The sequence below is a fragment of the Affinundibacterium danionis genome (assembly GCF_042432465.1).
Lineage (GTDB): Bacteria > Pseudomonadota > Gammaproteobacteria > Burkholderiales > Burkholderiaceae_D > Undibacterium > Undibacterium danionis.
This window is the reverse complement of the sequence record NZ_JBHLXJ010000016.1, coordinates 251,244-263,874: the sequence shown is the minus strand read 5'-3', so window position 1 is coordinate 263,874 and position 12,631 is coordinate 251,244. Positions and strand designations below refer to the sequence as shown.

The window sequence follows — 12,631 nt, the reverse complement described above, 5'->3', positions numbered from 1 at the left end:
CTCTACAAACAAAAAAGCAGTAAGGGTGACCTTACTGCTTTTTGCTTTTTAGCATGGTATTTGAAATACTATTTGATAGGCAAAGCGGTCGTATTTTTGACTTCTTCCATTACCGCATAAGTGTGGGTTTCTCGTACCCCACTTAATTGCAGTAAAGATTTTCCTAGAAAATCGCGATACGCATTCATGTCTTTGACCCGCGCTTTGACCAAATAATCAAAACCACCGGCGACCATATGACATTCCAGCACTTCAGGGATCGCTTGCACGCCACGCTTGAAGGCGTCAAACACGTCGGGTGTCGTACGATCTAATACCACTTCGATAAAAACAAGTAAGGCAACATCGAGTAAGTGTGGATTAAGTTGGGCGGTATAGCCTAGAATGTAGTTTGATTCTTGCAATTTGCGAACACGTTCCAAGCATGCTGCTGGGGACAAGTTAACGCGCGTAGCAAGTTCTACATTACTGATGCGGCCGTCATTCTGTAATTCGGCCAAGATTCTTTTACTGATTTTGTCTAGCATAAGAAGGCATTGTTAGTAGTAGTTGAGTAATTATTACGTGTGATTTGAGGCTTATTAATAATATTTGGCGGAATTGTCGCACAAAATAGAATATTTCGATATACCTCAGAATTTCCAGAATTAATCCTCGCCAATGATCTATACAATTAAATCATATTTGCTTTTATAAATAAATGATGAATCCTTCCATGAATCCAACCACAAGCGACACGCCTTTCCACGCTTTGCAGCAAGAGTTGCTGGCAAATCCTTCTACCTTACTAGTCAAAATTACTGAAGCTTATCGTCGCGACGAAGCCGAGGCGGTTGCTTGGTTGTTAGAAAATTTGCAGGAAATACCTGCAGCAAAAAACAACATTCATGAGCTCGCGAAGAAATTAGTCAGTTCTGTACGGCAACAGCGCACCCGTGCGTCCGGTGTAGATGCACTGATGCATGAATTTTCTTTGTCATCAGAAGAAGGCGTGGCTTTGATGTGTTTGGCGGAAGCATTGTTGCGGATTCCTGATGCGGCGACCAAAGATAGATTGATCGCCGACAAAATTAGCAAAGGCGATTGGCGCAAACATTTGGGCGAATCGCCTTCCTTGTTTGTGAATGCGGCGACTTGGGGTTTGCTGGTCACAGGCAAATTGGTCAGCACCAATAGCGACCAAGGCTTGGGTTCGGCATTGACGCGTTTGATCGCAAAAGGCGGTGAGCCTTTGATTCGTAAAGGCGTGGATTTGGCGATGCGCATGCTCGGCAACCAATTCGTCACAGGTCAAACCATTGATGAAGCTTTAAAAAACAGCCAAGAAAATGAGGCGCGCGGCTATCGTTATTCTTACGATATGTTGGGCGAAGCGGCGCTGACTATGCACGACGCTGCGTTCTATTACAAAGCTTACGAAACGGCGATTCATGCGATCGGTAAAGCGTCGAATGGTCGCGGTATCAAAGATGGACCAGGTATTTCCGTTAAGCTGTCCGCTTTGCATCCACGCTACTCACGTGCGCAACGTGCGCGTACGATGGAAGAGTTACTACCACTGTTGAAAAAACTGTTGGTATTAGCGAAGCAGTACAACATCGGTTTGAATATCGATGCAGAAGAAACGGATCGTCTGGAATTGTCTTTAGATTTGATGGAAGCACTGGCTTTCGACAAAGACTTAGAAGGCTTTGAAGGCATAGGTTTTGTTGTGCAGGCTTATCAAAAACGCTGCCCGTTTGTGATTGATTATTTGATCGATTTAGCACGTCGTAGCGGTCGTAAATTCATGGTGCGTTTGGTCAAAGGTGCGTATTGGGATTCTGAAATTAAACGTGCGCAAGTTGATGGCATGCCTGGCTTCCCCGTCTATACACGTAAGGTGTATACCGATGTGTCTTACCTGATGTGTGCGCAAAAGTTATTGGCGGTCACCGATGTGATTTACCCACAATTCGCAACGCATAATGCCTTAACTTTGTCGACGATTTATAGCTGGGCGCAAGAAGCGAAAGTCACGGATTACGAATTCCAATGTCTGCACGGCATGGGCGAAACTTTGTACGATCAAGTGGTAGGCGCGGATAAGTTGAATAAGCCTTGCCGTATTTATGCACCCGTCGGCTCGCATCAAACTTTGTTAGCGTATTTGGTTCGTCGCTTGTTAGAAAACGGTGCGAACTCTTCTTTTGTGAATCAAATCGTGGATGAAAAAATCTCGATTGATTCTTTGATCGAAGATCCGATCAGCATTGCAAGTAAGCTCGCTGGCAAAATGCATAGTGGCATCAATTTGCCAGCGAATTTGTTCGGCAAAGAACGTCAAAATTCTGCGGGCATGGATTTCAGCAATGAATTGCAATTGCAAAAAATTAGCGCGCATTTCAGCGCATTCAGCCAGCAAGCCTTGACAGCAACGCCGCTGTTGGCAGGCACGGTGTCAGCAACAAGCGCACGTCCAGTTCTGAATCCAGCGAACCACAGCGATGTAGTTGGTCAAGTCATCGAAGCAGATGCTAACGACGTACAGACAGCTCTGGCGGCAGCACAAGCGTATGCAGCAGAATGGCAAAATCAAACGCCCGCGGCACGTGCCGCGTGCTTGAGTAAAGCGGGTGATTTGTTAGAAGCACAGACTTTAGATTTCATGGCTTTAGCGATTCGCGAAGCAGGTAAATCCTTACCGAATGCTTTAGCCGAAGTGCGTGAAGCGGTGGATTTCTTGCGTTATTACGCAGCGCAAGTCGAAAACCAACCACAAACGCAGGCGTTGGGTCCAGTGGTGTGTATCAGCCCATGGAACTTCCCACTCGCGATTTTTATCGGTGAAGTCAGTGCCGCTTTGGCTGCCGGTAACGTGGTGTTAGCAAAACCAGCCGAGCAAACGCCCTTGATCGCGCATCGCGCGATTCAACTGATGCACGAAGCGGGCGTGCCAGTCGGCGCTTTACAATTCTTACCAGGTACAGGTGAAGTGGTTGGTGCGCAATTGGTTGCCGATAGCCGCGTTAAAGGCGTGATTTTTACCGGTTCGACAGAAGTTGCGCAAATCATCAATCGCACTCTGGCCAAACGCTCGGTCGCAGAAGGCATCGATATTCCATTGATCGCTGAAACCGGTGGTCAAAATGCGATGATCGTTGATAGTAGTGCTTTGCCAGAACAAGTGGTGAATGATGTGTTGTCATCCGCTTTTGACAGTGCTGGTCAGCGTTGTTCTGCGTTGCGCGTATTGTGCTTGCAAGAAGATATCGCCGATAAAACTTTAGAAATGCTGCGCGGTGCGATGCAAGAATTGCGTGTCGGTATTCCCGATCGTTTGGCAACGGATATCGGCCCTGTGATTGATGCAGAAGCGCAAAAAAATCTGCAAAGTCATATCGACGCGATGCGTGGCAAAGCTAAATCTTTTTATAGTTTAGAGTTACCAGCAAGCTGCAGCAACGGCACCTTCGTGGCACCGACTGTGATGGAAATTAATTCTTTGTCTGAATTGACCAAAGAAGTGTTTGGTCCAGTCTTGCACGTTTTGCGTTACCACCGCGATCAATTGCCAGCCTTGGTTGACGCGATTAATGCGACAGGTTTTGGTTTGACTCTGGGCGTGCATTCTCGTATTGATGAAACAATCGAATTCATCACACAACGTGCGCATGTCGGCAATATTTATGTGAACCGTAACATCGTTGGTGCGGTGGTGGGTGTGCAGCCTTTCGGTGGTGAAGGTAAATCCGGCACTGGTCCTAAAGCCGGTGGTCCTTTGTATCTGAAGCGCTTGCAACACAATCCGACCATGAGTTTTAGTGGCAATACGGTGTATGAAAAACAAGCACCCGCGGCTTTGGACGCCTTCACCATTTGGGCGAAAACCCATGGTCATGCCGATGTCGCTTTGTTAGCCGACCAATATGCACGTCAAAATCCCTACAAGATGACGATGTTGTTGCCTGGTCCAACAGGTGAAACGAATACGCTAGCGTTCTCCTCTCGCGGCAGGGTATTTTGCGCTGCGAGTGACGTAGCGACTCTGCTTAATCAAATTGCAGCGGTGATAGCAACAGGCAATACCGTAGTCGTAGAAGTACAGGCTAAACAATTGATCCCGGCAGACTTACCAAAATTAGTTGCCGATACAATCGTGGTTGCTGATCCAAACCAAGCGCATGCACAATTCGCCTTGATAGCACCTGAGCTCATGGCTAACTATCGCCCAATATTTGCACAACTAAATGGTGCAATTGTGTGTATCGTGCAGGCAGATGCTAAAACTGAAGTGCCATTATGGCGTCTGGTTGCTGAGCGTGCTTTGTGCGTGAATACCACCGCCGCAGGCGGTAATGCTAGTTTGATGAGTTTGCAAAATTAAATCTGCTATTTGAGTTTGTTAAGTTAGATCTGTAACGACCACTGCATCGTAGTTGGTGGATTGAGCAGTAATAAAAAACCGTATAAGCCCATGTAGTTGGTTTTATACGGTTTTTTTTGAACGGTAATTTTCAAGCGTTTCAGTACTTGTAGCCGAAGCCAAATGTGATCAAGCTATTAGTGCTTTTGAAGTTATTGCTGGGTTTGCTGGTGTAACTTAAGCTTGCGCCAGCATTTAAAGTCCAGCCATTTGCGACCACCGTCGCGAGGTTGATATCGAGCGTGCTGCGAGTTCCTATGTCGCCAGTGCCAGGATAAATGGCCCAACGTTGTTTGATGTTCGATGTTTCGCTGATCTTGTGTGTGGATTCTTCACCTAATAAGAACTCAAAGCCGCGTTTGCTAGTTGGCGATGGTGGGATGGTGGTACCAAATTGCGTTTCTGAAAAACCGATACCAGTGAACAGATCAAAGTTAGTTTCATCAGTCTTGATCATTTTAAAACCAGCACCCGCATTGATGGAATAACGAGAATCGATATTTTGGATTTTATTCGTCTCCAGTTCGCTACCACCAAAAAAGAAACTACTATCAGACAAATTGTAATCATAACGACCACCCAGACGTAGTAATTGGGCGGTATTGGTTTTGATATTATTGACTTTGTTGCTGCCGTAATTGATCAAACTATAGAAGCCAAGTTTATCTTCTGGGGTCGCTTTGCTCGTATTGGCAACAACGTTAAAAGTTTGCGAGGAGGTATTGCTTGAAGCTAATGAGCCACCAATGGAAATACCACCATGCCAAGTACCGTCTTGTATGGTTTGTGCTTGGACTGGATTGCAGTGTGTAATTGCGAAACCCAAGAGCATGAGAGATTTGCAGCTTAGCGTAATAATGCGGAGGTAATGCATGGAATTTCCTTGTTGATTCGGGTCTGTACTTGGTGCTGCTTAGTGCTGCATAGTTCTGTCGTATATCAATACTAAGCGCGGGAATTATATCGTCGATTATGATGTTCAGTCAGGTAACGCGAATTCATCGCGCTTAATCGTACTGAATCAAGTTATTCATAACGTCACTCTGCAATCGTGGTTGACCATCTAAGGTGAGTAAGGCGAGTAAAGTACGATTGAGGTAAAACAAATTTGATTGTTGTATTAAATCGAAAGAAAATGACAGAAGTCGATAATGCAGAGTCTTTTCTGTTCTACACTAAGCTTTATTTTGATTGAATTGGTGATGTGATGCGTACTACCTTGATTTGCCCTTTGTTGTTTAGCTTGTGTTTCCTTAGCGCTTGTGAACGTCTTGGTGTTCCTGATCCTGCAAAAGATGCAGCTATTCGAGAGGCTGATGCGCGCGCGACAGGTAGTGCATGTCGCCATGCGGGACGTGGTATAGAAGATTGCTATGCAATGAATCCTGATGCCTCACGTGCTGCGGTGTATGCCGGTTGGAAAGAAATGAACGACTACATGCGCGAAAATAATATTGTTGAAATAAAACCGACGGCTACCGCAAGTGCCGCAGCCTCAGAATCCAGCTCAGCTTCTGCCTCTAGCTCTGCATCGGCATCCGCTTCCGCCAGTTCACATTAAAAATATATGCATCCTAACGCTCAATTAATCCAAGAATTTTATCAAGCTTTTCAACGCCGCGATGCTATCGCTATGGCCGCGTGCTATGCCGATGATATCGAATTTTCAGATCCGGTTTTTCCTCGTCTTCGCGGCAAGCAAGTCGGCGCGATGTGGCACATGCTGACCAGTCGGGCGGAAGATTTTTCTCTGAGCTTTGATGGTGTTGCAGCAGATGCGACGCGAGGTCGTGCATCTTGGGTTGCCACTTATCGTTTTAGTCAAACTGGACGTATGGTAGTGAACCGGATTGAGGCGAACTTTGAGTTTCGTGACGGTAAAATTTGTCGTCATCAAGATCATTTCAATTTATGGAAATGGTGCCGTCAGGCTTTGGGCCTCGCTGGTTGGCTATTCGGCGCTTTTCCTATGGTGCAAAATAAGATCAGAGGACAAGCCGCTGCGGGTTTGGCAAAATTTACCGCTAGTCAATCTTCAATTTAATGTGCTGACGAGTAAGAATCAAAAACGGTTTGGCCTAATTTGTCATTCTTCTCGCTACCTTCAATTAACGAGGTGACCTGCTGTATAGACGTTCCGACGCATATACAGCTTGCTGTCATTTAGGACTAATTTGTTTTGCCTGCTTCACCATTGCTTTGACATCAGCTAATAGTTGTTTTGCGTCATATACGATACCATCCTTGACCGTATATTTGATGCCACCAACTTGTTCTACTCCAACATTTGCTTTGAGCCTAGTGTGTCCTGTACCGTATAAAACCTTGAAGTTTGCCAGAGGATTTTCATCCAGAATGGCAAGGTCTGCCAGCTTACCTGCTTCGATACTGCCCGTGATGTGATTGATACCTAAGGCTTCCGCACCTGATAAGGTTGCCGCTTTCATGACTTCTAATGGATGGAAGCCCGCTTCTCTTAATAATTCAAGTTCTTCTATCGTGCCAAAGCCATAAAGCTTATAGATGAAGCCAGAATCAGAACCCACCGTGACACGCCCGCCACGATTCTTATATTCGTTCACGAACTGCATCCACATACGATAATTTTCTTTCCAAGCGACTTCATCTTCGGTACCCCAGTCAAAGAAAAACGATCCATGTGAGTCAGGGTTGGGCGAATAAAATTTCCACAATGACGGTAAGGTATATTCGTCATGCCACACCGAACGTTGAGCGCGCATTAAGTCGCGCGCGGCTTGATAAATGGTGAAAGTGGGATCGATAGTGAAGTCGAGTTTCAGTAATTCCTCCATTACTGCATTCCATTTAGCACTACCAGGCTTAGCCGCCTGCGCCCACAAGCGACCGGCTTGCGCGAAGCGTTGTTGTTCGTTTTGATAGTTGTAATCGGCGGGGTAATTTTGTACTGTTTGGCCGTCGAATAAGGCTTCAGGTAAACCATACCAGTGCTCCATTGAGGTTAAACCCCAACGTGCAGTATTCAGAACATTGACACGCGCGACATCGATTTGCGCGTGATGGCACGCTGAGCGCATGCCTTGCTTTTTAGTTTCTTCTAAAGCGGCTTGTAGAATATCGGGTCGGTAGCCGAAACATTTCAAACCGTCAGCACCCTTTGCTTTCATATCTCTCACCCAAGCACGCGCCTGTTCCGGTGTGGTGAAAGGCGCGTGTTGACCTTGACCGAAATAAGGGTAAGCAAGTATACGTGGCGCCGTAATCTTGTTTTCTGCACTGCGCTTTTTTTCACTTAAACAAAACTCTAAGCCATTGCCGCAAGAGGGATCACGTATCGTGGTAATACCGTGTCCCATCCATAATTTATAAACGTATTCAGCCGGAGTGCCTTGTTCTGCACCGCCAATATGTCCATGCATATCAATGATGCCAGGCATCACATAATGTCCAGCAAGCTTCATTTCTTTGCCGCCAGCTTTCAACTGCGGACGATTGCCTCGGACATCCGACGTTGGTGTGCCGACAATTACTACCTGGGTAATTTTGTTACCTTCAATGACGATATCCGCCGGTCCAAAGGCAGGTGCGCCAGTGCCATTAATGACGGTAACTTCGCGCAGAATTAATTGGGAATACGGTCCCTGACCTTCATGGCGATCAGGTGCTGGAGGGACTTTGAAGTGTTGTTCGTTTGCATTAATTTGGCTTAGTGTAATCGTTGAGCCTAGAAGTAATGAAAAAATACTGTGGATAAGTTTCATGTCGCTTCTTCTATCTACTGCGTTTAATGTAGCAAGCCACTACTATCTTCTGAATTTGCTTTGTAATAAAGAAGTAGATGTTACAAGCGCTCATTGTTCCTCGAAATTGACTGGCTGGATATGGGAAAAGTGAATTTCAGCTTGGGTGCGAATATTTCTAATCTATTTTAATGAAAAAGATAGCGGGTACATTTTTATTTACTCTCCAAACTTTTTCAGTCACAAGAATTTCGTATTAGGGATTAATTTGTTGAATTACATTAACGATGCCGTTATCAGTTGAATGAGCTATCGATATAGTGTGGATCGCTATTTTTAATAGTGGTGAGCATAAGCAGTTTTAAGTATCAAGGTGGGATCTAGCACTGCATCTAGATATAACAGACTGCTAGGCGGCCAAATCGTAACCGATTAGGCTTGAAGAATTATTTCTATGATTAATTGGTTCTGTGTCGTTTGTCGCTATATGCAAAGTAATTTTCTTACTCGAATTTTAAATTTTATAAAAATATTTTATATTAATAATTAAATATCTTAAGCGCAATGAAATTTAGATCTTTTTTAGAAGTGCATTTCATTATTGACAATATTCCGAAGTACTTTACCTAGCACTAGTGACGAATCAAGTGCTCCTGAACTCTCAATGTTCAAACTGATTGATCATGAATGAGCAATGCATGTAATAAAAAATAAAATTTTCTGTGTACTGTTAATGCGATTGTCATATGGCTAGCCAAAACGTTGTTTTTTTGCCGCGCAGCTTAGTCTATTTTTGCATAAGAATCCTCGTTAATATATTGTAAATTGGAAAATAAAATTTGGTTAAAATTCCGAATTTTTGAAATTTTCAAAATAAAATATGGATTTATTCGAAAAATATGATTTTTTGTGGTTTTTTTCTACTTCATTTCGATTCTGTAATTACCAAAAAGAAGCAACACACTCATTTTGTTAGGATTTTTATGTATAGTTAGACTAGTTATTTACAAACTATTGAATTGACATCGGATAGTGAAAAATGTTTTCATTTCCCAGCGATTTTTTTGTATGAATTAATAAGCATGGAAAGTCCAACTTATCAGGTCTTATGAAAAGTTGGAGGGAGGCGTGTTTATTGAGGTCAAATCTAAAAATCGTGTAGGCAAACGAATGTTTGTGCAAGGAAGTACCTGGTTCGAAGTCGAAACAACTTCCCAAAAACATGGAAACTTAAATTTTAAAAGGTAATTACATGTCAAGAAAAAATATGATCTTCAAGAAAAGTGTCGTCGCCCACGCACTAGTTCTCGCCTTTGGTGTGAGTATAGGCTCGGTCGGGTTTGTCTCGACTGCCATGGCACAGTCTAATGCTTCAGGCACTCTGTATGGCACCTTGAGCGCGGGCAGCGCGGATAGTATTGTTGTTAAAAATACAGCGACCAATGCAAGCCGTACGGTAACAGTCGGATCGGATGGTAAATTTACTGTGACCGCATTGCCACCTGGCACCTATGCGGTAACCGCATTAAAAGGTAGTTCCGTGATTGCGAGCGCAAGTGTTGACGTTTTGGCCGGTCAAGGTGCTGAGGCAGTCTTTGCTAGCGGTGTCACACAATCTGTTCAAGTTAGTGCAAAACGTACCAGAATTGACGTAACCAACGCCTCAAATGGTGCCGTGTTTACCGCGAAAGAATTGGATAGACTGCCAGTCGCGCGTAACTTGAGCGGTATCATCGCACTCGCGCCAAATACAACAAAATCGGACGTGGGATATGCGGGTCCGAGTTTTGCTGGAGGTGGTGCTTCCGAAAATGCCTACTATATCAACGGTTATCCAGTTACCAATAATTTCAATCAATTGGGCTCCTCTGAACTGCCATTTGGCGCGATTGCACAGGCTCAAGTGATGGTCGGTGGCTATGGCGCTGAATTTGGGCGCTCTATCGGTGGTGTGGTGAATATCATTACAAAGAGCGGAACCAATAATTGGGAAGCCGGCGCGGCTGCATTTTGGTCGCCAAATGCCTTCCGCGCAAAGGATAAAGATACTTATTTTGCTAAAATTGGCAAGCCAAATACGCTTGCCACGGATGGTAAAATAATCTCACGTAATAGTCAGTATGAGCGTAACCAATATCAAGTTGGTGCCTATGTTGGTGGCCCTATTATTGAAGACAAGCTCTTTATGTTCTTGTCCTTGGAAGGCACGCGCAACAACACCCAAGGTGTGACGGGTGACTCGCAGCGTTCAAGTAACGATGTCGATGGTTGGAACAAGAATAATGGTCAATTGAATCGTTACCTTGGTAAATTCGATTGGAATATTTCCGACGATCATCGCTTAGAGTTGACCTTAATTGGTGATAAGCCGAAGAATGATACCCGCTACAGCGGCTATGACTATGTTACAGGTGCTCGTGGCAATAAAGTAAATTCCAGTGTTTATTCTGAGTTGACAGAAGGTGCCAATGGCGGTGACTCTCAAGTACTGCGTTATCTTGGTACGCTAACTGATAACTTAACATTAACGGCGCTCGCAGGAAAAAGTAACGCGAAATTATTGAAACAATTTCAAGGTTATCAACCAAGCTTATTTGGCGTAACAGCAGATGACAATGTCCGCGCTCCTGGTTTGAACTACAATTCCTCACAAGCGATTCATGACAATCAAATTGATCCAAAATCTGCCATGGATCAAAAATCGTATCGCTTAGACCTAGAATATCGTATCGGGCAACATACCGTCCGTGGTGGTATGGATAAGATAGAAGTAACTGCCTTGAATGCAGGCGAAGCCGCTGCGGGTGGCGGAACATGGGCATATGGACGATCAGAAAATCCAGCTATCCCTACCGAAGTTGATGGTGGGCAAATTCCTACCCTAAAGGGAACTGGAAATGGCGCGTTAGCAGATGCAGGATATTATGTCGGTAAGCAATTGTACTCAACCGTGTCCAATGCTTATTCAGGCCAAAGTGCGTTCTATATCGAAGATAAATATCAAGCGACAAAAAATCTCTTATTGACCGTTGGTGTTCGTAGCGAATCGTTCTATAACGCAAATAAAGCGCAAGTCAAATATATTGAGATGAAGAACCAAGTGACACCACGTTTCTCTGCGGTATGGGATGTGAATGGTGATGCGTCAATGAAAGTGTTTGGTAGTGCAGGTCGCTACACTGTCCCTATGCCAGCGATGATGGCATTGCGTGGCGCGAATGGCGCGTTAAATGCAACAGAATATTATGCCTATACTGGTACTGACAGCAATGGTATTCCAACGGGTTTAAAGAAACTGACCGGATTAATTTCGTCAAATAATGAATTTGGTCAAGTATTGGATCCGAAAATCATCTCCGCTAAAGGCTTAAAGCCAAGTTTTCAAGATGAGTTGAGTGTCGGTTTTGAAGCTGCGTACTCCCCGTCTTTGAATTATGGTGCTAAGGGAACCTATCGCACATTGAAATCTACCATTGATGATCTGTGTGACCGCAGACCTTTCGCTAATTGGGCTGCGAAAAATAATGTTTCGGTGACAGACTATGTTGATGGCTGCCAATTATTTAATCCCGGTGAGGCAAATACGTTCTTGGTTGATTTCGGTAATGGAAATCCAGAAACACGTGGAAAAGTCTATAAAGATGTTGTTTTGACAGCTGCCGATATCGGATTCCCGAAAGCAAAGCGCTCTTATACCGCGTTAGACTTCTTCCTTGAGCATCCTTTTACCAACGGCTGGTATGGTAAGGTCAACTATACTTGGTCTCGCAGTAAGGGAAATACGGAAGGTCAAACTCGTTCAGATGGTAACGGCGCACAGGCTGATATTGCGATGACGGCTACGTGGGATTACAAAGAGCAAGCGATAGGTGCTGATGGATTATTGCCTAACGATCGTACCCATCAAATTAAAGCATTTGGTGTCTATGAGATCAATAGCGAATTTAGTGTTGGTGGCAACTTGTTGGTAAGCTCTGGTCGTCCGATTTCATGTTTTGGTAATCATAATTTGGGTACGTCACCGAACTATCGTAACGCCAATCACTTCTGCTTTGGTACCAACAAAAACAACAACGTGTTGGTTCCCCGCGGTAGTTTAGGCCGTATGCCGTGGGAAAATAAACTGGATTTGAATTTCGTCTACAAACCAAGTTTCTTCGCGGGATTCCTGATCAAGTTGGATGTGTTCAATGTATTTAATAGTCAACAAGTAATTAAATACAATGAGGTGTATAACAATCGTTCTGCTGGTGAAAGCATCTACTACGGTAGTGTGAACTCTTACGCCACCGGAAGAACAGGTAGAATTACAGCGCAGTATAGTAAGAAGTTCTAATTCATAGAGTAATATTACTTCGTGAATAGCAAAAGGGCTCGTTGCGAAACGAGCCCTTTTTTTTCATCGCTACTTGATTGACTTCAAAGGCAGCTTGGATTTGTATGAGTGAAAAAGCGGTGGCTTAGACAGAAATGCCGTTCAAAAAGTGTCGAAATACGCTAACAAGCG

General features: G+C 44.3%; 7 protein-coding genes. 4 read left to right on the top strand and 3 right to left on the bottom strand.

The annotated features are described in order from the left end of the window. Positions 1-68 precede the first annotated feature (68 nt). Entirely contained in the window at positions 69-527 is a 459-nt protein-coding gene (locus tag ACFFJH_RS15660) for an Lrp/AsnC ligand binding domain-containing protein (protein ID WP_186891595.1), read from the bottom strand. Positions 528-703: 176 nt separating this feature from the next. Here ACFFJH_RS15660 and putA point away from each other — a divergent pair, with 176 nt between their 5' ends. After that, positions 704-4,366 (top strand): trifunctional transcriptional regulator/proline dehydrogenase/L-glutamate gamma-semialdehyde dehydrogenase, encoded by a 3,663-nt coding sequence (putA, locus tag ACFFJH_RS15655; RefSeq protein WP_390213919.1) that lies wholly within the window; start codon positions 704-706, stop codon positions 4,364-4,366. 139 nt (positions 4,367-4,505) lie between these two features. Here the strand turns inward: putA and ACFFJH_RS15650 are convergent, their stop codons facing one another. Next, positions 4,506-5,279, bottom strand: a complete 774-nt coding sequence (locus tag ACFFJH_RS15650; RefSeq protein ID WP_390213868.1) for a DUF481 domain-containing protein — start codon at positions 5,277-5,279, stop codon at positions 4,506-4,508. Between the two features lie 333 nt (positions 5,280-5,612). Here ACFFJH_RS15650 and ACFFJH_RS15645 point away from each other — a divergent pair, with 333 nt between their 5' ends. Together ACFFJH_RS15645 and ACFFJH_RS15640 are read left to right on the top strand one after the other, a co-directional pair. Next, positions 5,613-5,966, top strand: coding sequence for a hypothetical protein (locus ACFFJH_RS15645; protein ID WP_390213867.1), 354 nt, complete (start codon positions 5,613-5,615; stop codon positions 5,964-5,966). A 6-nt stretch (positions 5,967-5,972) separates the two neighbouring features. Beyond that, positions 5,973-6,449, top strand: coding sequence for a nuclear transport factor 2 family protein (locus ACFFJH_RS15640; RefSeq protein WP_390213866.1), 477 nt, complete (start codon positions 5,973-5,975; stop codon positions 6,447-6,449). 115 nt (positions 6,450-6,564) lie between these two features. Here ACFFJH_RS15640 and ACFFJH_RS15635 read toward each other — a convergent pair whose 3' ends face one another. Continuing rightward, positions 6,565-8,145 carry an amidohydrolase family protein gene (locus ACFFJH_RS15635; RefSeq protein ID WP_390213865.1) on the bottom strand — a complete coding sequence of 527 codons (1,581 nt, stop codon included), beginning with the start codon at positions 8,143-8,145 and terminating at the stop codon, positions 6,565-6,567. A 1,246-nt stretch (positions 8,146-9,391) separates the two neighbouring features. On the opposite strand from ACFFJH_RS15635, the gene ACFFJH_RS15630 reads away from it, so the two are divergent. Further along, positions 9,392-12,460, top strand: coding sequence for a TonB-dependent receptor (locus ACFFJH_RS15630; protein ID WP_390213864.1), 3,069 nt, complete (start codon positions 9,392-9,394; stop codon positions 12,458-12,460). Positions 12,461-12,631 lie beyond the last annotated feature (171 nt).

Bases quoted from the DNA above. Each gene is read 5' to 3' on its own strand.
- ACFFJH_RS15635 (WP_390213865.1), bottom strand. From the start codon at position 8,145: ATGAAACTTATCCACAGTATTTTTTCATTACTTCTAGGCTCAACGATT.
- ACFFJH_RS15630 (WP_390213864.1), top strand. From the start codon at position 9,392: ATGATCTTCAAGAAAAGTGTCGTCGCCCACGCACTAGTTCTCGCCTTT.
- putA (WP_390213919.1), top strand. From the start codon at position 704: ATGAATCCTTCCATGAATCCAACCACAAGCGACACGCCTTTCCACGCT.
- ACFFJH_RS15645 (WP_390213867.1), top strand. From the start codon at position 5,613: ATGCGTACTACCTTGATTTGCCCTTTGTTGTTTAGCTTGTGTTTCCTT.
- ACFFJH_RS15650 (WP_390213868.1), bottom strand. From the start codon at position 5,279: ATGCATTACCTCCGCATTATTACGCTAAGCTGCAAATCTCTCATGCTC.
- ACFFJH_RS15660 (WP_186891595.1), bottom strand. From the start codon at position 527: ATGCTAGACAAAATCAGTAAAAGAATCTTGGCCGAATTACAGAATGAC.
- ACFFJH_RS15640 (WP_390213866.1), top strand. From the start codon at position 5,973: ATGCATCCTAACGCTCAATTAATCCAAGAATTTTATCAAGCTTTTCAA.